The sequence below is a fragment of the Flavobacterium sp. WC2509 genome, assembly GCF_052683105.1.
Genome location: NZ_JBQZFG010000001.1, coordinates 2991861 through 3015292, shown reverse-complemented (window position 1 = coordinate 3015292; position 23432 = coordinate 2991861). Strand labels below are relative to the sequence as shown.

Here is a 23432-nt window from a genome sequence, read left to right as displayed (position 1 = left end):
GACAGGTATTTAACATAGAGTTAAAATACAGATCAACAAAAAAATTCATGACATTATACAGATGATCCAAGTATCAATGTAGAGCAAACTTGTTTGATCATATCAATAAGACTCAGGTATTAGAAAGAAGAATTAACACACCTGATCACATGCAACAAATAAAAAAAGTGCAATGATTTTCTTCAAAATCATTGCACTTAAAACAAAACAAACTATACCTAATTTTGTTATCCTAATTTATTCATCTGCTGCCAAAATCCCTTTAGCAGAATCGGTGACTTTCATTTTAAAAGCTACACCAGATTCGTTTCTCATCATAAGACTAAAGCCTTCCTTTTTAGCCAATACATTTGGAACTGATCCCGAAAATGTATTATAAGCTAAATTTATATTATCTAAGTTTTGTAACTTAACAAGGGCAAAAGGTATTTCTCCACTCATTTTATTATCAAATAAACTTAAATTTGTTAATGAAACTAAATTTTCAACATTATTGCTAATATTTCCTGAAAATTGATTGCTACTCAACGCTAGTACTTTTAACTTTTTCAATTCATATAACGATGCTGGAAATTCACCTGTTAACTGATTATTGAATAAAGATAATTCTTCCAACTCCTTTAAATCCCCAATCTTACTTGGTAATTGACCAGAAAGCTTATTCATAAAAATCTTTAATGATTTTAAATGTTCTATTTTACAAATAGAATTTGGTATAGAACCAGTCAGTTTGTTAAACGATAAATTTAATTCTTGTAATTTTTTTAAGTTTCCAATGTTTTCAGATATTGTTCCAGAAATTTCATTTTTAAATAAATTTAATACTGTTAAATCTTTAAAATTTGTAATTTCTACAGGTAAAGTACCTACCAAATTATTATTAGATAAATTAATACCAACAATTTTTCCATTGGCTATTGTAATACCATGCCAAGTTTCAATTGGAGTATTCAAATCCCATTTTATAACCCATTGACTACCATTTGTATTTTGATATAATTTCATCAAAATACTTTTTTCGCTACTAGAGACATTTGCCAGTAATGAAACGGAAAAAAAAACAGTTAAAAATAATGTTATACAATTTTTCATGAGACCAAATTATTAAATTTCAACGTAGCAAAATAACGACTAATGACAATTAAATGCAAATTTAGTCGACAAACTACACTTTTTGAACAAAAATATAGCTATTATCTTATAATTATTCAAAATTTAACAACCTGTCAAAAAAAATAATTATATTTGAGACTATTATAACCTTAAAACCTAAATTATGGAAATGAATTGGATTGCAATTTTTGTAAGCGCATTAGTAACATTGATTGTTGGATTTATTTGGTACAATCCAAAAGTATTTGGAAGTATTTGGATGAAAGAAACTGGACTCACTCAAGAGGAACTCAGAAAAGGAAATATGCTGAAAATATTTGGTCTTACTTATATTTTCTCTATTTTTATTGTAACGGTAGAAATGGCCTTAACAATTCACCAAAATGGTGCAGTGGGAATGATCGGCGGGCCAATGAAAATTAATGAAGCGCTACCCTCTTTCCAAGCTTTTATGAAAGATTACGGTACCGCATACAGAACCTTCAAACATGGTGCTTTACATGGATTTATATCTGGATTGTTTTTTGCGTTTCCAATTATTGCAATAAATGGATTATTCGAAAGAAAATCTTGGAAATATATTTTTATTCATGCCGGGTATTGGCTACTAACCTTAACCATAATTGGATCTTTGATTTGTGGCTGGCTTTAATCAGCATATATAGAAAAAGCCTTATTTCTACATTTTCTAGAAATAAGGCTTTTTACTTAAAATAAATTTTCAATCTGTTGGGCCAATTCAATATCTTTTGTTGTAACCCCACCTGAATCATGTGTATTCAATCGGATATTAACTTTGTTATATACATTAAAAAGTTCCGGATGATGATTCATTCTTTCGGCCAAAACTCCAACTTGAACAATAAAACCAAGTGCTTGAGTAAAGTTTTTAAATTTGAAATCTTTTTCAATTGCATTTTCTTTAAAATGCCAATCCTTTAAAGTTTCCAAAAAAGGACTAACTGATTCTGCTGTAAATGTTTTCATTACTTATTTTTTTAAAGTGAATCCTATTGTACAATATGTTGAAGAATAGAACTAAAGTAACCAAAAACAATAAATATAACTAATTAAAAAACAAATATTTAACACCATACAAATTACATGAACCTCTAAAAGGTTTCTTATTTAATCCCATCCAACCCACTCCCTACAAGAACAATATCGAAGTTATGAAACAAAAGAGAGTGAGTCAGAATCAGATTGTTTTACATATTTAACAAACTCATTTTCAATTTATTAATTCTATAATTTTAATAACCACTATTGCTGTTATCGCCTTTCGTGGCTTCATTTCTTTGAACTAAATAACTTTTACCAGCAACTGGAACACCTCTTCTAAATTTTGGCCATAGTTGATCCATGTCTACTGGACGGAATTCTACCATATCAAACCTGTCTGCATCTTGTCCACCACCACCATTAGGAACATCTGCGGTAAATTTAATTAAATGTCTTCCTGTTGTGGTTACTTCTACAATACCCACCAATCGAGAAAGAACATTATCTGTTTTATCAAATGGAAAGAGGTAACGTTTGTAGCCTTGCGACTCATACACTCTGTCATTAATAGCAGTTAAGGGAATACTTGGATCATTTACAGTTTCTTTCTGATTGATAATTCTAGAGGTTTGCTCACCATCAAAAAACACTTTTGTTAGAGGTGAAGCTTTGTCCCCTGAACGGTAGGAAACCCATATTTTATAGCGCCCTTTAATAAGTACCGGAGTTTTAAATTCAATATCATTATTACCGTTAAGACTGCGGCGAAAACGAAAAATACTTAAAAGATCCCCATTAACTGCTCCATTGTAATTATTCCAGGTTAATGTTCCATTTCCAACCCAAGTTATCTCACTAAATGCTCCATTTGCAAGTGCAAAAGAAAGTCCTGAACTTTTCCTGTAATTCGCCACATCAGCAGCCATTTCCCTTTGATCACATAAATCAAAATAAACCGGACTTGCAGAACGTTTTTTAATAAAGAAGTTTTCATTCACATAATGTAATACTCCATTAGAAGCAGTAACATCGCTACTTTCTCTTATTATAGCAACGCCTTCTTCAAATACACCATTATAAACATCACGGTTCAAATAGATAACATCCTTCTCTAATTTGGAAGCAATCACTTCAAGAGGGGCTTTGGTTACAAAAACTGGTGTTGTTGCAAAATCAGCTAAGTAGCTTAATTGAGGCAATAAACGATATTGTACAAACAAATTCAAACTATCAGCTTCATTTTTAGGATCATTCAATTGACTGTATCTTAGTTTTAAATTATCCAAAGTGTTTAATTTAATCAAGTTGCCATTTGGCGTTTTCCATGTAGCCTTTTCAAACACATCATTAGTTTGTGCCAATACAGTCAAATAACTAGCTACTTTATTAGCATCATAAGTAAGTGGCTGATTTAATTTTTCATACCAACCAGTAGCTTTTAAAACTTCGGTAAACAAAGAAAGATTTGGATCCGCTTCAATCGTCTGTGCTAATGTCTTATTGGCAACACGAAGTACTTTATCGATAACCTGAATAATTCCGTTCCCGACTTCTACATTGGAAGTAACGATTCTGGATGTTTTATTAATTGTTATACTGGAAACTTCATTGATGTTAGTAGCGCCAGTTGTTAGATATTGGCCATACATACTTGGTGTCGCTATCTTTCCATCAGTAAAGGAACTTGTATTTACTTTCTTATCCAAAATATGTAGTTTAGCAATATTTTGTAAATCAACTAATGGCACATCCTTTAATGAAGTGGCACCTACGTCTTTCAAATATTGTTTCAGCGCATCATTAGTTGGAAGAAACAAAGTATAAGTACCATAGGTATTCATAAATGAAGCATAGTTGGTAATCTCTAGAATCTCCAAGAACATAGAATACTCAGGATTTTCTCTTAAATATTGAGTTATATTAGGGGTGTTATCTGTATTTTCTTTTATCTGCTCTTCAGCACAGCTTTGGAATATTAAAGCTATTAAAATTGCGAAAATAAGTTTCGAAAGGCTGGGGAATTGTAATAATGATTTCATTACTTTGTTTGGGTTTAATAAATAAGGAGTCCGAAGGCTGATTTATCAACTTTCTATCCTTTGTGAGATGAACATTCTTTTTTTAAACTTCGCCATTTCTGTTGCCGCAGAAATGGTTTTTTTTTAACTACAACACATTTGTTTTTTCATTTTTATTTCTATTTTATTTTTACATTTTAAATTGAAAAGCTCTAACAGTAGCAAAAACCTATTTGATTAAAAGTTTCGAATGAAAAGATCTTTGTGTAATCAAAAAAGAGATGTTTTTGACTGTTTTCATAATATTTGTATTATGATTTATATCGTTTTTAAACTATACTATTTCTATAGACAAAAGTAAATTAAAATTTAAAACCCCCGAAAACACGGGCTACTTTTATCAAAAAAATGATTAATTAGGATAAAAAAAAATATTGAATAAATAAATTAGATATAAATAATTGATACAATAATTAAAAACATATTTGATTAAATAAAAAACAGTTCAAGAACCATAAAATTCATTTAATTAAACGTGAATTATACACTAATTTAAAATCCTATGTTGTTATTTATTTTAATTTGAGATTAAGATTGACTTTAAACAAATAATTGCCCTTCGGTTTTAAAGAAAGATTTACCATAAACCAGATCGAATGGCATAAATAAAAAAGTGCAATAATTTTTAAAATCATTGCACTTTTTATTTTTATCGTTTGTAAGTTTTATAAAAAACAAAAGGACAAAGAATCGTAGATTCTTTGTCCTTTTGTTTTTAACTATTGAAATGATTTATTATTTCACTTCACATTTGCTGCAAATTTTTTAGACTTCTTTAAAAGGTCTTCGTGATTATTTGAAATGTCTTTATACAAATTTTCAAATTTTCCTTTTACTTCTCCAACTAAGTCTTTGCTTTTATTTAGAAATTTTTTCTTTGTGTTTTTACCACTATCTGGTGCAAATAAAATTCCCATTACTGCTCCCGCTGCAACAGCGCCTAATATCCCTACTACTAATTTTCCTGTGCTCATAATTTCTGTTTTTTTTTAATAATTAAACGCTTTTACCTTGGATAAGTCTTAATATAACAGCAATAAGTGCTATAACAAGAAGAATATGAATGATTGATCCTGCGCTATAAGCAAAGAATCCAATTGCCCAAAAAATAACTAAAATAACTGCTACGGTATAAAGTAAATTACTCATGATTTCTATTTTTTTAAGATTATTTTTTATTATTAACTGTAATATTGTTTAACGCATCTCCTAATCCTTCCATATCATGATTGAATTCTCTTTTAAAAGATTGCCAATCAGAATTAGCATCATTTTTATAGTCTCTCATTTTCACTTTAAGCTTTTCATTTCTTTCGTTCAAAGTGTCTATTTTTTTTTGATATTCTATATCAGCTGATTTTCCAGTATTTTTTATGTTTTGTTTTAATTCAGCAATACGAGCATCATTTTTTTCGATAACAGCATTCATTTCATTTTTGAAATTTTGCCATTCTTCTTCATTTGCTTGTTGCTTAGCTTCTGCCAAATCTTCTTTAGCTTCTTCTACATTTTCTTGAGCCGCTTCCTCTTTAGGAGTCGGTTTACAGCTTATAAACATTGTTGAAACAGTAAACAATGCAAATACGGGGATAAAGACTAATTTTTTCATTTTTAGTTAATTTAGAAAGTTATAATAATTTTTATGGCTGAAGTTTTAATCCAGCTTTAATACATTACAAAGATGTAGCCTTTTAAGTATAAAAAACTTATATAACTTTTAAAACAAATTACAGGATTCCCATTTGGTATATTTTAAATAAGAAAATTTATTTTTTGGAATTAGCTATGGAGTCCTTTTTTTTAGATTTCTCTTCCTGTATTTCTTTTTGCTTTTTTAGTTCCTCTTTCTTTTTTTCTTCAGCAGCTTTTTGTTTTTTATTGAAATAGCCTTTTAATAAAATATTATGTTTGGCAGCTTCCATATTTTCGCTAAGTCCTTTTGAACCTGTTTGAAGATTAGACATTGTGGCGTCTAATTTTGTTGCAAATTCTTTGTCGTTCATCAACTTAGCCAGAGCTCCATTTCCATGATTCATATTATAAGAGAAAAGCGCTAATTGAGTTGTAATTATCTCTGCATTATCGACACTTTTTTTGACACTTTTCATCAAATCCTCCATCTCTAATGGATTTTTTGAAGAAATAAAGGCATCATCCTTAATAATTTTATTAGAAGAAGTTCCTGGCGAAATAGTTAAGATTTTATCCCCCACCAATCCATCCGAACCAATACTGGCCTTCGCATCTGTTTTTATATATTTTTGCACTTCTTTTTGCAAGATCATAACCACAACTACTGTAGAATCATTTACGATTTCAATTTCATTAACAGTACCAATATTTATCCCAGAAAACCTCACATTATTTCCTACTTTCAAGCCACTAACAGTTTTAAATTTTGCTTTTAATTGAATGTTAGCTCCAAATAAATTTTGTTGTTTTCCAATAAAATAGACAGCGAGGATAAATAATACTAATCCTCCCATAATGAACATTCCTAATTTCCAATTTGATTCGGTTTCTTTATTCATAATACAAGTTTTAATTAATTAAAAAAGGAACGTACCCATTCATCTTTACTTTTTTCTAATTCATCATAAGTTCCTTCGGCAGTAATAACTCCCTCTTTCAAAATCAAAATTCTATTCCCTGTCATTTTTGCACAAGCCATATCATGAGTAATTATTATAGAGCTGGTTTTGTATTTTTTTTGAACAGACAATATTAATTCACTAATTTCCCTTGAAGTAATTGTATCTAAACCTGAGGTCGGCTCATCGTATAAAATAATTTCGGGTTTTACAATTAATGCTCTGGCCAATGCAATTCTTTTTTGCATTCCTCCAGATAATTCAGATGGCATTTTATTAATAGATTCTTTCAAACCTACACTATCAAGTGCCTCAATAATTTTACTTTCTATTTCTGATTCCGACAAATAGCGGCTGTGATGTTTTAATGTAAAGGCTAAATTTTGTCTAATAGACATAGAATCATACAATGCCCCATTTTGAAACATAAATCCGATTCTAACTCGAATTTCATTAAGCTCATCATTGTCTAATCCAGTGATATCTGTACCAAAAATTTCTATATTTCCTTTATCTGCTTTTACCAAACCAACTAAACATTTAATTGTAACCGATTTTCCAGAACCAGATCTGCCAAGTACCACTAAATCTTCTCCTTTATTTACGACAAGATTGACTCCTTGCAGAATTTTATTTTTTCCAAAGGTTTTATGCAAATTCTTGATTTCGATAATAGGTTTTTGCGTTTTCATAATTTTATAAAAATAAATCGGTTATCTGAACAGCCAGCATATCTATAATAAAGATGGAAAGTGAAGCCAAAACAACAGCTTCATTTGAGGCAACTCCCACACTAGCAGTTCCATTCGATGCGTTAAAACCTTTGTAACAACCTATTAAACCAATAAAATAACCAAAGACAAATGTTTTGATAAAAGCAGGTATTAAATCAATGTATTCGACATGTTCGATCATATCAGAAAAATAACGGTATAGCGTTATCTTTCCATGAATATTGTAACCAACATAACCCCCAACAATACCAATAAAATCAGCATAAATTACCAAAAGGGGCACCATAAGCGTTGTGGCCAAAATTCGAGTAACAACTAAATATTTAAATGGATTTATTGCCGAAACTTCCATAGCATCTATTTGTTCCGTCACTTTCATGGCACCTAATTCAGCACCAATTCCAGAGGCAATTTTTCCCGCACAAATTAAAGCCGTTATTACTGGAGCGATTTCTCTAATTAAAGATAACGACACCATACTTGGCAACCAAGATTCAGCACCAAACTTTAGCAATGTTGGCCGTGATTGAATCGTTAGCACCAAACCCATTATAAACCCTGTAATTGTTATTAATGGTAGCGTTCTGAATCCAACGGCAAAACATTGTCTGGTAAATTCTCTAAATTGAAAAACAGGTCTAAAAAGTTCTTTAAAAAACCTGAAAGCAAAAACAGAAATATTCCCAGCTTCTTCAAAAATATTTTTTATATAAATAGTCAAAATAGTATAGTTTTTACAACATTTAATTAAATCACAATACACTTAATTTCTACTATAAAAGTATATTCATTACCCTAAGAAAGCATTATAGAACTTTGACTATATTTTATACTATTCACACCTAAAATATTAGTTTTTAAACATTATATTAAACTAATTTTTAAACACAAAAAAGGCTGTCTTAAAAAAACAGCCTTTAATACTCGACTCAATAATAACCCAATTATCAATATCGATTATGCCAGATACCTTCTCAAAATCCAAGCAGTACTTTCGTGTTGCTGTAATACTTTCGTAAGCAAATCTGCTGTTCCTGCATCATGGTTTTCATCGGCAGACTTATCTATATCTTTTCGCAATTCGCTTATTAAAATTTCGTGGTCTTCAAGCAATTCAGAAATCATACTCTTTTGTACAGGGTATTTTCCTGGATTTTCTTTAACTCTGGAAAGCTTTGTAAACTCGTCCATTGTTCCAATTGTTTTGCCTCCTAACTTACCTATGCGCTCTGCAACTTCATCAATAATAGCTTCTAATGCGGTATATTGATCTTCAAATAATTTATGAAGTTCCATAAAACTTTCACCTGTCACGTTCCAATGAAATTTTCTTGTTTTGACATAAAGCGTCATTTCATCAGATAAAACAACAGAAAGTAAGCTATTTGCTTTTTTCAAATGATCCTCGGTAATTCCAATTTTTGGTATCATACTATTTTAGTTTATTATTTTAGAAATCATCAATGTCGTTTGTTAGGACCAAAAAATTATTTTTTGGTGATAGACTTCTTCTCTTGACTAAACAACATCGATTATTTTGTAATAAATTATTAATTTTTCTATATGTAAAATTGTAAAAAACTGTAGATTAAATCATTATAAGACTTTCTGCAAAAGTTATATAATTTACTGTTTCAGATACCTATTCGTAATGGCATTTTAACTCCAGTTTGCAGAGGGTAAAAATCGTTTTCTTTTTTCTTGCTCGAAAGCATTCGTTTTTCAACATTGGTTTTGCTTCTTTTGGACAAGTACTTTTCGACAGTAAATCTTGCCATTAAATAACTAACTGTTGATTCGGCACCTTGATTCAAGTTGATATAATCTTCTTCTAACCCATCATAACAACCTCCCGTACAAGGATTATAAATAATTTGGTTCAAATGATTATTTCCTAAAAACCAACTGAAACCAATTTCCATTTTTTTCAAATAATCTTCTTCTTCAAAAGCATCATAAAACTTTCCAAGGGCAAGAATAGTATAAGCTACATCAATAGGTTGCTCACCGCCCACTTTTTCATAATCCATCTCTTCACCAATTTTTAACCAACCTTTATTTGAAATCACTCTAATTCTATCCTCATTATAAATTTTTGACAATAAAAAGTCAAAAGTTTTCTTAGCGATCTCTTTATACGTATTTTTTCCTGTTGCTAAATAAGCACACAACATCGCTTCAGGCAAAATACTGTTGGCATAGGTTAGATAACTCTCAAACCACTGCCAGTTTTCTTTGTTTTCATGTTTATACATTTGAACCAATCTATTAGCCAAATGCTCAATTAAAGCTATATTTTGAATAGATTTATTTTTCAAATTACTATAATAAATACCTTTAATAATAAAAGCCATTGCCCGGGTAGAATGAATCTCAGTCACTTTAGACAAAGCATTTTGCATTAATGATATTGCATCTTCCTTTAGTTCTGAAGGCAAAATATTTCCTATAGAAATTAAATATCCTAAAGCCCAAATAGCTCTTCCGTTTGCATCGGCAAGGTTTTCGCTGTTTTGCTCCGTGAATTTTTTATTTTTTTCATCTACATAATTTAAAAAACTACCATCAGGTTGAAAACAGAATTTTATAAAAGTAAAATAACGTTTAATGTATTCTAAATCTTCATTGCTTTTTGTTAATTCAAAATGCTGGCACATTGCTACTAACGCTCGTGCATTATCATCTAAAGTATACCCTGATTTTAAATCTGGTTCATTGATTATTGAGAACTGAATCATTCCAAATTCCGTTGTCAATTGTTTTAAATGATAGAGATTGATTTTAGGCGTTTTATAATGTAAAGACATTTTTTTACCAGCAGATTTTTTAAACAATGTAGCATGAGCAATTGCTGAGTTTTCCCAGACAGTTGGTGCTAATTTATGAATACCATTTAAAGCAATATTTCTTCGCAATTGTTCATCTCCCAATAAATTAATAACGTTATCAGCTAATTGTTGTGGGTTTTCAAAATCTACAATAATTCCAGTTCCATTTTTTAATACTTCGACAGCGTGCGGAATTGGTGTCGAAATAATAGGACAACCAGAGGCTATCGCATACGAAAAAGTGCCACTTACTGCCTGATTTCTATCTTTTGAAGTAAAAAGATAAACATCAGTTAATTGTAAATATTCTAATAATGAATTTAATGGTAAATATTCATCAACGAATTTTACATTATTTTGCAACTCTAATTGTTTTATTCTGTCTTTCAGGAAATCTCTATATTTTTCTCCTTCGTGTTTTACAACAGTTGGATGTGTTTTTCCAAGGATAAGAAACAATACATCTGGCTCTTTTTTGACAATACTTTGTAAAGCATCTATAGTGGTTTCGATAGATTTTCCAGAACTTAATAATCCAAAAGTTGAAATAATTTTTCGCCCAGATAAATTATATTTTTCTTTAAGAACTTCTTTATTTGAATGTTTTACCAAATGCGTTCCATGCGGAATTACAGTTGTTTTTTCCTGTAAAACTCCATAATCAGTTTCTAATATTTTTGCAGAATTATGGGTCATTACAATGAAGGCATCAACAATTGTGTTAATTTCTTGAACATGTTTTTTAAATTTCTCGTCAGGACGAGGCAAAACAGTATGAAAAGCAACGATTATAGGTTTATTAATCGCTTTTAAAAATGATATAAAATCCTCTTCATTTCCTCTAAACAAACCAAATTCATGCTGAATTAGAACTATATCAATAGCTTTATTTTCATTACATTTTTTAGCTAATTCTGTATAAGAATTTGGATTATCTGTTTCCAAAACTGCGTATATATCCTCATTATAAGTATGCTTTTCATTTTGATTTTCTAAAGCAGCAATTTTTATAGCAAAAGATTTTTTAAATTTATTATTTAAAGCCAAAATTAAATCTTGTGAATAGGTTGCAATTCCACATTCTCTTGGCGGAAAAGTGGTAACAAATAAAATTTCACGCAACTTTATTTGACTTTTTTGAAAGCCTAATCTATTATCAGTAATCACTTTAAGATTTTTGTTTGTCGAAAATAAATGGATGTTTTTCATGTCAATTTTATTTTTTATTTTTTCATATTCACTAAAGATCAATTCCCCTTTTTGTAATAATTTAAGGAATTATAAAGTTCAACTTTATGAAAAAGAAGTAGTTACATTTATTTTATTTAAAGTTATAACATTCACACTTTTTCCTTTATAAACAAATGTTAATAATGAATTATTTATAAGAAAAAAATTGAAAAATATTTAAGTTGTTGCCAGGTATTACCTTTTCAGCATATATAATAGGAACTGATTGTGGATTTGCCTAAAATCAAAAGAAGGAATTAATCTTTGACATAATTTATAACCGATTTTTTCATAATTATTACTTAAACCAAATGGGGTGTTATAAATATTATCTAATTTTGAACAAATATGTCTTTCAAAATTGGATACTAACTATTCTTTCAAAATCTACGATAATACTTCATCATTGCCTATCGAATGGAATTCCATTTCTTCTGGCAATAATATCTTTCTAACTAGAGAATATCTCCAAGTATTAGAGCAATCGGCACCCGTAAATATGACGTGTCATTTTATCGGATTATTCCAAGGAGAAGAATTAGTTGGAATTGCGCTTTCACAATTTTTGAATTTAAACAAAATGGAATCTTTTGGAGATCGGGATAAATGTGTAAAAACTGCTATTCGAAACAGCGTTTTTAAAAACTTCACTTCACATATTTTAATTATAGGAAACAATATGCTCACTGGGCAAAATGCTTTTGTTTTTTCTGACAAAATCGACACTATTCAAGCTCTGAAAACTTTAAAAAAAGCTTCCGAAAAATTAAAAGTTATTTTTAAAAAGAAAGGAACTAAAATACATATTACTACTTTTAAAGACTTTTCTATAGAAGAAATAACTAATTTCGAAAGTGCAGGATTTCAAAATCACTTTCGCTTTTGCACACAACCCAACATGGTATTTGAGATTCCAAATCAATGGAAATCGGAACAAGATTATATTGATGCTTTATTAAAAAAATACCGTGACCAATACAAACGCGCTCGAAAAAAAGCCGACAGTATTGAAAAACGAAAAATGCATTTAGAAGATATTATTAAGCATGAAGAAACTATTTATGAGTTATACCATCATGTTGCCCAAAATGCTTATTTCAACACTTTTTTTCTAGCCAAAAATCACTTCCGAACTTTTAAAGAATTACTAAAAGACAAATTTCTTTTTTACGGATACTTTATCGACAATAAATTAATTGGGTTTAATACCTTAATTAAAAACGGAAACGTAATGGACACTTATTTTTTAGGATATGACGAAAGTATTCAACGCGAAAAAATGCTGTATTTGAATATGCTTTACGACATGGTAGCATACTCTATTAACAAAGGATTTAAGGAAATAGTTTTTGCCAGAACAGCCTTAGAAATAAAGAGTTCTATTGGTGCAAAGCCCAAAGAAATGTTTGGATTTGCACAACATACCAACTCTGTAGCCGATCTTGTTTTTGAAAAAGCCTTTAATTATTTGGAACCAAAAGTGGTTTGGCAAGAACGAAATCCATTTAAATAATACTAATCTATGGAATTGCAGTTTTCATTTGTTTATGCAAAATATGAATTTCTAATTCATTTTGAGCACCGCAATATTCACCATCAATTTGAAAATTAACTGGACGATCTGTTTTTACAAATGCTTTTTCTGTTGAAATAATTACAATATCATCAGAATCGATTGGCATATTTCCAGTAATAATCATCCCTAATAATACCAAATCAAGACTTTTTAAAATAATCAATTCAAATTTCCCATCATTCATACTTCCATTAGGATTGATCGTAACTCCAGTTCCATACTTTTGAGAATTAGCAATGACAATCATTCTGGCGGTATGTTCTACCGTTTGATTATTGGCGGTTACAGAAGCTAAAAAAGGCTCTTCTGAATCTTTTAAAGTAGTGTAAGCCTGCATAGCATAACCCCAAAAACCACGAGTATCACTTTCTTCATAATTCTTAACCAAATCAGCATTAATGCCAATATCACTCAAATGAATGCACTTTTTACCATTAATGCATATCATATCCATTTCAATATAGTGATGTAAAAAAGCAACCTTCAAATTTTCTTCAAGTGTTGTGGGCAAATTCAAATCTACTGCCAATCCATTAGCAGAACCAGCAGGCAAAATTCCGATAATAACATCGTGTTTTTCCATAGCTTCGGCTACCAATTTTATGGTTCCATCTCCTCCAGCAACGACAATTCGTTCTGGATTATATTCATCATAAAGCGATTGTATGGCTAAGACGTCTTTTTCTCCAACGGTTTCATAAATTATTAAACCAAAATTATTTACAACTGAAAATTCTTCTACAGCATTCAATAAATCAGATTTATCTAAATCACCCGAAATTGGATTCACAACGAAAATGATATTCTTTTTCAAAATTTTATCTTTAAAATCGATTAAAATAATTAATTTACATCTTCTATAAAAGTACACAATAAATGAAACCAATTTTACAATTATATCGAGGTTATGCCAATGAACAAGAATTGATTGTAATGGGGCATGTTTTTAAAACAGAATATGATTATGATTTTCAAAAGAAAAGCTTCAAAAATGCCACCTCTATTGTTCATCTATTTCGAGTAAAAACAATTGAAAATTTTGATATTTATCTTCAATATGGCGAGTCTGAAATTCATACCAAAACTTTAGATGATGGTTATTTCAAATTTTGCATTCCACTTGAAAAAGAATTTAATTTTGGATGGATGGAATATGAGGTAAGCATCAAACACGAAGATCAAATCATCACTTCAACAGGCAGTTTTATTAGGCCTCACAAAGGAAACCTTGGCATTATATCCGATATTGATGATACTTTTTTAGTTTCACACACACATAATTTCTTCAAAAAATTATACATTTTATTATTCAAAAATGTGAATAACCGAAGAGTTTTCAAAGACGTTGTTCCCCATTATCAAGCCTTAAGTTCGGCAGGAAGAAACAACAAAGACGAACAAAATGCTTTTTTTTATATTTCAAGTAGTGAGTGGAATTTGTATCGTTTTATTGTGAAATTTACTAAAATTCATCAACTGCCAAGGGCTGTTATTTTATTAAAAGATATTAAAACAGGCCTTGCTGATTTTTTCATGAGTGGAAGAGGCAATCACAATCATAAATTCGAAAAAATAAAACACGTTTTAGAGTTTTATCCACACCTTAAATATGTATTATTGGGCGATGATTCACAACACGATCCTATTTTATACGAACAGATTTGCAAAATATTTCCTGTTACCGTAAAAGCAGTCTACATTCGACAAACAGGAAAACATCAAAAAGAAACCACAAGATTAATCTTAAAGAACTTAGAAAATCTTGAAGTTTCTGTTTGTTATTTTAAAGATAGTAGTGAAGCTATTATGCACTCTAAATCTATTGGACTGATTTTATAGCCCAGCGTTTTCTATTTCCTCTTGAACAACTTCCCAATCCAAAAGCAGTTTATCTAATTCTGTTTTCTTTTTATTATAAGCACTAAAAAAAGAAGCGTCTTCAATATGTTTATCATAATTGGAAGCCAACATTTTATCATCGTGTTGAATATCTCTTTCCAATTGCTTGATTTGACTTTCTACTTTACTCAGTTTATTTTGTAAAGCTTTACCCTTTTTCTGATCTTCATAAGAAACCTTATTACTTTCTTTTGGAGCGGCCGCTTTTATAATATCCTTTTTCTCCACTTCACGCATATTTTCCAAATTGCGTTGTTCTAGGAAAAAGTTGATATCACCTAAATATTGCTTGATTTTTTGATCTTTAAATTCATAAACAAGATTTGACATTCCTTGAAGAAAATCCCTGTCGTGAGAAACCAATAATAATGTTCCTCCAAACTTTTGCAAAGCAGCTTTTAAGACATTTTTAGATTTGATATCCAAGTGATTCGTTGGCTCATCCATCAACAACACATTGATTGGTTGCAACAACAATTTACACAAAGCCAAACGGTTTCGCTCTCCTCCAGAAAGTACTTTTACTTTCTTGTCTACATCATCTCCACGGAATAAAAAAGAACCCAACATATCACGTACTTTCGAACGATTGGTATCTGTAGCAGCGTCTTCCATCGTTCTTAACAATGTAATTTCACCATCTAAATATTCAGCTTGGTTTTGCGCAAAATACCCCAATTGAACATTATGTCCTAATTTAATAGTTCCATCATATTCAAATTCATTAACAATAGCCTTAATAAAAGTAGATTTTCCTTGACCATTTTGACCAACAAAGGCAATTTTACTTCCTCTTTCCACTAATAAATCAATATCTTTCAGAATCACTTTGTCACCATAAGCTTTAGTAACATTTTCAGCTTCAACAACAACTTTTCCTGGTTCTTTTGAAACAGGAAACGAGATGTTCATTACTGAATTATCATCTTCATCCACTTCAATTCGTTCAACTTTATCTAACTTTTTAATCAAAGATTGCGCCATAGACGCTTTAGAAGCTTTGGCTCTAAATTTCTCAATTAATTTTTCCGTTTCTTCAATTTTCTTGGCTTGATTTTTTTGAGTTGCCAATTGCTTTTCACGAATTTCATGACGCAACTCCAAATATTGAGAATACGGTTTATTAAAATCGTACGCTTTTCCTAATGAAATTTCAATAGTTCTATTAGTAACATTATCCAAAAACATTTTATCGTGAGAAACGATAACAACAACACCTGGATAATTACGCAAAAAACTTTCTAACCAAATGATACTTTCAATATCTAAGTGATTCGTTGGCTCATCTAATAACAACACATCATTGTTTTGCAAAAGTAATTTCGCTAATTCAATACGCATTCTCCAACCTCCAGAAAAAGTTTCTGTTTGATTATTAAAAACATCTCTTTTAAATCCTAAACCTAAAAGAATTTTTTCCGTATCACCTACATAATTATAACCACCCAATAAATCAAAACGATGGGTATAGTCAGACAAATCTTCAATAATTTGGCTATACTCTTCACTTTCATAATCGGTACGAGTAACTAATTGATGATTGATCTCTTCAAGTTTTTTCTCAACAATTTTTATTTCAACAAACGCTTCATAGGCTTCTTCCAAAACAGTTCGTCCACGTTCAAAATCGATATCCTGACGCAAAAATCCCATACGAATGTCTTTCTCTTGAGAAATAACACCTGAATCAGGTGCAAAATCTTTTGCCAACATTTTAAGCATCGTAGATTTTCCAGCACCATTTTTTCCCACTAGACCAACACGGTCTCCAGCTCCTAAACGAAAAGTTACTTCCTCAAACAAATAAGAACCACCAAACGAAACCGATAAATTATGTATATTAAGCATGTATTAATTATTTTATTCCTTTATGTATTAGTAAATTTGGACATCATTAGATAGAACAAATTATTTATTTTGCAAATGTTAAAAAAAGGATCCAAATTATATAGCATTTTAACAGGAACTTGCCCTAAATGCATGAATGAGAGCATGTATGTAGATAAAAACCTATTACATATTGGTTCAGTTCTCAAAATGCATGAAAAATGCAGCCACTGTGGACTCAAATATCAAATAGAACCTTCTTTCTTTTATGGTGCAATGTATGTTAGTTATGGATTGAATGTTGCGATAGGCATTGCAACATTTATCATTTCCTATATGTTTTTTAAAACAGATATTCAAACCTCATTTATTGCAATCATTATATCTTTAATTTTTTCTTTTCCAATTGTCTTAAGATGGTCTAGAAATATTTACATCAATATGTTTGTCACTTACGATCCAAACACCAAAAATAAATAAATCTATTTTTTTCGCTTGTTAGTAAATCTTTTGATATCAATTTCCTTATCAAGCAAAATATTATATTCTATATTCTCAAAAAGTGCTTTAGCCATTGCTGGACCGAGCATTACACCTCTTGTTCCCAAACCATTCAAAACATGAATATTTTTGTAATTTGAATGGGTACCAACTAGTGGTCTACGATCTCTAACCGTAGGACGAACTCCAGCATTGTGTTCTATTATTTCAAACTCATAAGAAATAATTTCTTTAATTCTATCTATTAATTCAACTCTTCCTTCTTCTGTAGGCAAATCCGTTTTGTCTTTCCAATTGTAAGTTGCTCCCACTTTAAAAAAATCATTCCCTAATGGTAGAATAAAGACACTGGTATTCACAATTACATCAAGTTTTAAATCTGGTGCCTTAATAATAAAAAGCTCACCCTTGGTTCCATCCAGAGGTAGCTCATTAAAAAAAGGATTAGCATGCAAACCAAATCCTTCAGCAAAAACAATATGTTTAGCTTCAATCTCCTTATACGATATACTGTCTTCTTTAATAATTAATGCGTCATAATCAAAAGACTCTAATTTTAAAAGATTGACAGAAGCAAGATAATCTTGATATTTAGAAACCAACGATGCAGTATCAACATATCCAGTTTGCAATACTTCTCCATAACCAAAAGGAGATTCAATACCATCATACTTATCAAAGCATAAAGAAGTAGATAAAAAGGGTGCTAGGGCTTTTTTATCAGAAGCAGCAAACCAATTATTCTGTTCTTCAATTGAGAAAAACTTTCTTAAAATTGGTATTTTGAAATCAAACTTATGATTAATCTTATTATTCAAATTAGAATAAAAAACTGTCATTAATTCTAATTGTTCTTTGGCTTGCCATACTTCACTAAAACGCTTCAAAATAACAGGATTGTATAATCCTCCGGCAATTTTAGATGAGTTTTGAGAATCATTATTAAAAACAACAATACTTTTACCATTCAATAGTGCAATTTCAGAAAATGAAATTCCCGCTAAACCAGATCCTACAATGATATAATCAATCATGGTCAATACTATAAATTATTAAAAAATAAAAAACTCTTACTTTATATAAGTAAGAGTTTTTTATAAAACTACACTAAGAACTTAGTAGTTCCACATATCATGTTCAAAGTCACGAATTTTATCTTTAATTCTATCAGACTCCAATAATTGATTCAAAGCATTTTCATTCACATACTCTGTGATTAAACGATCTCCATAAACATTTTCTTCTTTGTATATAACACCACTAAATTGACGTGAATCTAAAATTCTATCAAAAGAAATTGGCATTGAAGAATTTTTCTCATTGAATGCTAAATACTGGTGTAAATAATCACGAATAGATGGATAAAAAATCCAAAACAAATCAATATAATCAGGATTTTCACTTCCAACCTCTCTAGCTTCAGGTGCAATTGGACAAATTCCTAATAGACGATATTTTAATTCACTCTGACGCTTATCAAAATACCAATATCCTTTTAATTTATATCCTGTGATATCTTGCGCTGTAAGCTCTCTTTTATCAATAAATTGAGGATCTAAAACTTTAGCATTGGGAACAGTAGCAGGTCCAACCACTTTTACTTTTTTACCTTTAACAGTTTTGTAAGTAATCGACGGTTTTGCTTTTGGGTAATACAAATCTCTATTTGCATTTACTTCTTCTCTTCCTGCATTGGTAGTATCAATGTAAGTAAAAGAACTGCTCATGTCTTTAAAGGTTTTTTTAGTATTAAAATAGTCATCAGCATACACTTCTGTTATTTTATTAGTTTTAATACCTTTAATTAAAACATCAAACAATGATCTTCTGTCTTTTCCTATGTTAGTAGAATCAACTGGAAAATAAAGCGGAAAATTAAATCTTTCATTCAAATCAACTATTTCCCAAGTAGTTTTTCCCATTAATATATCTCTATCATCAACATAACCATAAGCTAAAGGCTTATCATTATCAAGAGATACTTGAGATTTAGTTTTTACGCCTATTTGCTCAGGTGTTTTAGCATTAAGCAAATTAGACTGTGCAAATGAAGAAAAACTCCCTGCAACTAACGCAACAACAACTACTAAATTTTTAGTCTTCATCTTATTAATTATTAAGTTATCTAAGTAAGTTAAATTCTACTCAAATATTATTGTATTTCATAAATTACTGGTGCTGTTCTTGAAAGCATAATATCAGAACCAACTAATTTAGTTTTAATATCAGAAATCGTAACTTGATCACCTCTTGTTGCTCTTGCTAACGCAGTTTTACATTGAGCATTTACTCTGTCTCCAGAAACAATTACAGCAGCTTGACCTGTAACTTTCAAAGTAAATCCAACTACATTCAAATTAACATTAAAGTCAAAATCTGGCAATTTAGCAGAAACTTGAGAAACTTCTAAACGAGATTTAGCTCCTTTAACAATTCCCATTTCTCCTCCGATTGCACCAACTGGAGCTGGAATACCTTTAATTCTAAAAGATTTTTTATCAGAAACTTTTGAACCATCAGGCAATGTTCCTGTAACATTAATAACAACTTCAGAACCTTGACCAGGATTCATATTATAAGTACCTGCTTTACCCGCAGAAGATAATCCAGGAGCACTAGCACTAACTTTATCAGGAGAAATACCTGCAAAAGAAATAGTCATTGGGTTAATAACACCTCTATAAACTACATTCATTTTATCTGCAGAAATAGTAGCTGAATTTGGTTTTGGAACAACCACATAGTTTCCTACGATTGGAATAGCAACTGGCTTTCCGTCTTCCATGAAAGTAAAATTACCATTAATGTCGTGTTCTCCAACATTTCCAGCACCAAAACTAAAATCAACTTGACCATCATGTAAAGCTGACGCTAAATTTAAATTACCACCGTTAACAACAACTTTAGTTGGAACTGTCGATTTATCAAAACGACCTAATACAATCTTACCTTTCACAGCTTCACCAGCAAAGAAAGCTGATTTTTCAGGAATAACAATAGCAGTATAATTTTTCATAGATGCAGCAGCTACAGCTGTTGAACCAGTTAATCTTCCTAAAATTTGATTTTCAATAGTATTAACATCATTTTGAATAGCTGTTAATTTTGCAACTGAAGCAATTAATGGAAAATGTTTAAAATTATAATCTAAGTTATTCTTAGTAATACCTTCTTTATCCTTAACATCTCCTGTATTGAATTTAGTATTAAATTCAGTTAAGATATCTTTAAATTTAGGATCAGATCCTAAAGCAGATTTAATTTCAGATTTATACGTTTCAACAGCATTTACAACTTCTTTTCCTTTAGCTGATAAACCGTCTCCACTAAACCATGACTCATCTAATTTTGAAGAATTATCCATTTTTTCATATGGCAATTTTCCATCCTCTTCTTTTTCAACATCTTTAGTCAAATCTGATTTAAGAGACTGAACATATTTATAAAAAGTAGTCGTAGCTGCTGCTACCTTTTTTCCAATTTCATTAGGAACTTTATATTGCTCAGGTTTGTCTTGAGCTTTCATATCCAAATCTGCCAAAATAGCTTCATTTGAAGTTAATGCTAAGCCATTTGCAGTTTCGAATCTTTCGTTTATTAATCCAAAAGCAGATAAAACTTCTTTGGACATATTTAATGCTAACATTGCAATGAAAACCAAATACATCAGGTTAATCATCTTCTGTCTAGGGGTTAATTTTCCTCCTGCCATTTTTTCTAATTAGTTTTTATTATTAAAATTATATTATAGTTAAAAAACTAATTATCCTTTATTACTCATTGCAGAAAGCATTCCACCATAAACATTATTCAAAGAAGCAATATTTGCAGTCATTGATTGCATTTGCTCTTTCAATTTGCTTGCATTTTCAGCTATTTCTTTATTTGCTTCAGCATTTCTAGAAGCACTTTCTAATTGTACTTTATATAAACTATTTAAAGACTCCATTTGAGCAGCTGCAATAGATAATTCTTCACTGTATTTTTTTGTAGCAGCAATTGAATCGACAGCAGGAGAAATATTTCTTGAAGCATCTTCAAAATTACGGATACTTTTTCCTAGGCTATTCATTAATTCACCATCAATTTTAGCTTCTTTTAACAAAGCATCTAATTTAGTAGACAACAAACCATCAGCTTCATCATGATTAACTTTTTTTGCCTTAGTATTAGCAGCACCGCCAGCTAATTCAGGATACACTAAAGACCAATCCAACTCTTTATCTACAGGCTCGAATGCCGAAAGAGCAAAAATAAAAGCTTCAGTGCAAAGACCAACTACTAATAATGCACTTGCTCCAGGGTAATGTTGAATTTTAAAAAGCGCTCCAATAATTACTACTGCTGCTCCCATACCATAGGTAAAATTCATTGCTTTTTTGCTCAATAATGCCATTTTTTAAAAATTTTTAAGGTTATTTATTTAATTAATTTAGTAGGTTTTTTTTATTTTTTTCCGTTACCAGTAGTCTGAGTTCCCATATAATCCTGAACAGTTCTAAAACCGATATAACTTCTTGCTGAATCAGCATATTCAAATGCACGAGTACTTACTTGCAAGAAATAAGAAACATCTTTCCAAGAACCACCTCTTACAACTTTACGTTTATTAGAATTATCAATAATTGCTGGATTCATTGTAGACATGAATTCATATGAATTTGCATCATAAGCAGAATCAGTCCATTCAGAAACATTACCAGCCATATTGTACAAATTATAACCATTCCCTTCATACGATTTAGCCTCTACAGTATATAAAGCCTGATCTGCAGCATAATCCCCTCTATTAGGTTTGAAATTCGCTAAGAAACAACCTCTATCACTTTTCGTATAAGGACCTCCCCAAGGAAAAGTAGCTGATTCTAATCCACCTCTAGCCGCATACTCCCATTCTGCCTCTGTTGGCAATCTAAAAGAGTTAACGTTATCAAAATGATTTTTCTTAGATTTAATATAAATATTTTTATTCAAAGTTCTCCATTCACAAAATGCTTTAGCCTGATTCCAAGTAACACCAACAACTGGATAATCACCATAAGCTTTATGCCAAAAATAATCATTATGCATTGGTTCATTATAGGAGTAACTAAAGTCTTTAATCCAAACTGTAGTATCAGGATACACTTTCACCTCTTCGGTTCTGATAAAATCCTGTCTTTTACCCACTTTTGCTTTCGCTGCTGCTTGAATATCCATCCAAGTATAACGGAATTTAAGCTTATTCACATCCATAGTCCTTAAGCCATTGTAAGAAGCTTCTAAAGGCAAATACATAGAATCCATTACTTCTACATAATATTCATCTGGATATTTCTTAGCATCTTTTACAAGCTTAGCTTTTCTATTTAATCTTTTATAAGCATTTGGATCTTTATCAGTCCCGATGCTATAATAATTATCATACATATACTTATCGTATGCTGTCATTTTTTCTGGATCAGAATTACTAAATGAATAATCAGCTATACTCCCAGAATTCTTCCCTTTACCTTTTGCATCAGGAGCAGCCCCTTGACCACTTTCCTCAGCTAAAATAGCCAAACGCAAACGTATTGTAGAATCTTTTACCCATTCTACGAATTGACGATACTCACTATTTGTTATTTCTGTTTCATCCATATAAAAAGACCTAACAGTAACTGTTTTTGTTGGTGCATCACCAACATTTGCAATATCACCATCCGATTTACCCATGATATATGATCCACCAGGCACTAGTGTCATTCCATAAGGTTTCTCAGGATGCCACTTTGCTCCTTTTACACCAACCAACTCACCTTTGTCGCTTGATCTACCACAGCTAATCAACACTGTTAAAATTGCCGTAAATGCAATGAAATTTTTCATAAAAAATTGGGGATTATCTATTCATTATTATCAGACCGTAAACCTATTTATTTTTTTATTAAAAAACAATTCTTTTAGGGTCATAAATTATTTAGCCAAATGTATATTAAAAATTTAAAAAAAAAATATTTTATCGGTGAAGAGTTGAAAAATAACGGCAAAATACTCACTTTTGAAAGAATTGTAAGTATTACGCATTTAAT

The 23432-nt window shown here is 30.4% G+C and carries 22 protein-coding genes; 4 read left to right on the top strand and 18 right to left on the bottom strand.

Translation table 11 applies throughout. The features are described 5' to 3' along the window. Positions 1 to 237 precede the first annotated feature (237 nt). Complete coding sequence (locus ACUN3A_RS12615) at positions 238 to 1092, bottom strand: leucine-rich repeat domain-containing protein (protein WP_445551640.1); 855 nt, start codon at positions 1090 to 1092, stop codon at positions 238 to 240. Positions 1093 to 1276: 184 nt separating this feature from the next. Between ACUN3A_RS12615 and ACUN3A_RS12610 the strand changes: the two genes are divergently transcribed. Beyond that, positions 1277 to 1765: a DUF1761 domain-containing protein gene (locus ACUN3A_RS12610; protein WP_445551639.1), complete on the top strand. Its 489-nt coding sequence runs from the start codon at positions 1277 to 1279 to the stop codon at positions 1763 to 1765. Positions 1766 to 1821: 56 nt separating this feature from the next. Here the strand turns inward: ACUN3A_RS12610 and ACUN3A_RS12605 are convergent, their stop codons facing one another. From ACUN3A_RS12605 to ACUN3A_RS12560, 10 genes are all read right to left on the bottom strand, one after another. Beyond that, a complete protein-coding gene (locus ACUN3A_RS12605; protein WP_445551638.1) occupies positions 1822 to 2100 on the bottom strand; it encodes a 4a-hydroxytetrahydrobiopterin dehydratase in 279 nt (92 codons plus the stop codon). 266 nt (positions 2101 to 2366) lie between these two features. Further along, positions 2367 to 4154 carry a fasciclin domain-containing protein gene (locus ACUN3A_RS12600; protein ID WP_445551637.1) on the bottom strand — a complete coding sequence of 596 codons (1788 nt, stop codon included), beginning with the start codon at positions 4152 to 4154 and terminating at the stop codon, positions 2367 to 2369. 779 nt (positions 4155 to 4933) lie between these two features. Continuing rightward, positions 4934 to 5167 (bottom strand): YtxH domain-containing protein, encoded by a 234-nt coding sequence (locus ACUN3A_RS12595; RefSeq protein ID WP_445551636.1) that lies wholly within the window; start codon positions 5165 to 5167, stop codon positions 4934 to 4936. A gap of 22 nt (positions 5168 to 5189) precedes the next feature. Beyond that, positions 5190 to 5342: a lmo0937 family membrane protein gene (locus ACUN3A_RS12590; RefSeq protein WP_445551635.1), complete on the bottom strand. Its 153-nt coding sequence runs from the start codon at positions 5340 to 5342 to the stop codon at positions 5190 to 5192. 19 nt (positions 5343 to 5361) lie between these two features. Then, entirely contained in the window at positions 5362 to 5802 is a 441-nt protein-coding gene (locus ACUN3A_RS12585; RefSeq protein WP_445551634.1) for a hypothetical protein, read from the bottom strand. Between the two features lie 157 nt (positions 5803 to 5959). Next, positions 5960 to 6724, bottom strand: coding sequence for an MlaD family protein (locus ACUN3A_RS12580; RefSeq protein WP_445551633.1), 765 nt, complete (start codon positions 6722 to 6724; stop codon positions 5960 to 5962). Between the two features lie 14 nt (positions 6725 to 6738). Continuing rightward, positions 6739 to 7476: an ABC transporter ATP-binding protein gene (locus tag ACUN3A_RS12575; protein WP_445551632.1), complete on the bottom strand. Its 738-nt coding sequence runs from the start codon at positions 7474 to 7476 to the stop codon at positions 6739 to 6741. 4 nt (positions 7477 to 7480) lie between these two features. After that, positions 7481 to 8239, bottom strand: coding sequence for an MlaE family ABC transporter permease (locus ACUN3A_RS12570; RefSeq protein ID WP_445551631.1), 759 nt, complete (start codon positions 8237 to 8239; stop codon positions 7481 to 7483). A 236-nt stretch (positions 8240 to 8475) separates the two neighbouring features. Beyond that, positions 8476 to 8949, bottom strand: coding sequence for a Dps family protein (locus ACUN3A_RS12565; protein WP_445551630.1), 474 nt, complete (start codon positions 8947 to 8949; stop codon positions 8476 to 8478). A 203-nt stretch (positions 8950 to 9152) separates the two neighbouring features. Then, positions 9153 to 11555, bottom strand: coding sequence for a glycosyltransferase (locus ACUN3A_RS12560; protein ID WP_445551629.1), 2403 nt, complete (start codon positions 11553 to 11555; stop codon positions 9153 to 9155). Positions 11556 to 11937: 382 nt separating this feature from the next. Here ACUN3A_RS12560 and ACUN3A_RS12555 point away from each other — a divergent pair, with 382 nt between their 5' ends. Next, complete coding sequence (locus tag ACUN3A_RS12555; RefSeq protein ID WP_445551628.1) at positions 11938 to 13089, top strand: 8-amino-7-oxononanoate synthase; 1152 nt, start codon at positions 11938 to 11940, stop codon at positions 13087 to 13089. Positions 13090 to 13096: 7 nt separating this feature from the next. Here ACUN3A_RS12555 and ACUN3A_RS12550 read toward each other — a convergent pair whose 3' ends face one another. Next, the gene (locus ACUN3A_RS12550; protein ID WP_445551627.1) at positions 13097 to 13966 is read right to left on the bottom strand and encodes a diacylglycerol/lipid kinase family protein; all 870 of its coding nucleotides are present in this window, start codon (positions 13964 to 13966) and stop codon (positions 13097 to 13099) included. Between the two features lie 62 nt (positions 13967 to 14028). On the opposite strand from ACUN3A_RS12550, the gene ACUN3A_RS12545 reads away from it, so the two are divergent. Beyond that, positions 14029 to 14991, top strand: coding sequence for an App1 family protein (locus tag ACUN3A_RS12545; RefSeq protein ID WP_445551626.1), 963 nt, complete (start codon positions 14029 to 14031; stop codon positions 14989 to 14991). Here the strand turns inward: ACUN3A_RS12545 and abc-f are convergent. After that, complete coding sequence (abc-f, locus tag ACUN3A_RS12540; protein WP_445551625.1) at positions 14986 to 16899, bottom strand: ribosomal protection-like ABC-F family protein; 1914 nt, start codon at positions 16897 to 16899, stop codon at positions 14986 to 14988. The two genes, ACUN3A_RS12545 and abc-f, sit on opposite strands and share 6 nt — an antisense overlap. Positions 16900 to 16974: 75 nt before the next feature. Here abc-f and ACUN3A_RS12535 point away from each other — a divergent pair, with 75 nt between their 5' ends. Then, positions 16975 to 17358: a DUF983 domain-containing protein gene (locus ACUN3A_RS12535; RefSeq protein WP_445551624.1), complete on the top strand. Its 384-nt coding sequence runs from the start codon at positions 16975 to 16977 to the stop codon at positions 17356 to 17358. A 2-nt stretch (positions 17359 to 17360) separates the two neighbouring features. Here ACUN3A_RS12535 and ACUN3A_RS12530 read toward each other — a convergent pair whose 3' ends face one another. The 5 genes from ACUN3A_RS12530 to porK form a co-directional block, all read right to left on the bottom strand. After that, the gene (locus tag ACUN3A_RS12530) at positions 17361 to 18413 is read right to left on the bottom strand and encodes an NAD(P)/FAD-dependent oxidoreductase (protein ID WP_445551623.1); all 1053 of its coding nucleotides are present in this window, start codon (positions 18411 to 18413) and stop codon (positions 17361 to 17363) included. 81 nt (positions 18414 to 18494) lie between these two features. Beyond that, entirely contained in the window at positions 18495 to 19484 is a 990-nt protein-coding gene (porN, locus tag ACUN3A_RS12525) for a type IX secretion system ring protein PorN/GldN (RefSeq protein WP_445551622.1), read from the bottom strand. A 47-nt stretch (positions 19485 to 19531) separates the two neighbouring features. Then, entirely contained in the window at positions 19532 to 21091 is a 1560-nt protein-coding gene (gene porM / locus ACUN3A_RS12520; protein ID WP_445551621.1) for a type IX secretion system motor protein PorM/GldM, read from the bottom strand. Positions 21092 to 21142: 51 nt separating this feature from the next. After that, positions 21143 to 21775 carry a type IX secretion system motor protein PorL/GldL gene (porL, locus tag ACUN3A_RS12515; RefSeq protein WP_445551620.1) on the bottom strand — a complete coding sequence of 211 codons (633 nt, stop codon included), beginning with the start codon at positions 21773 to 21775 and terminating at the stop codon, positions 21143 to 21145. 50 nt (positions 21776 to 21825) lie between these two features. After that, entirely contained in the window at positions 21826 to 23229 is a 1404-nt protein-coding gene (porK, locus tag ACUN3A_RS12510; protein ID WP_445551619.1) for a type IX secretion system lipoprotein PorK/GldK, read from the bottom strand. Between the last annotated feature and the right edge of the window lie 203 nt (positions 23230 to 23432).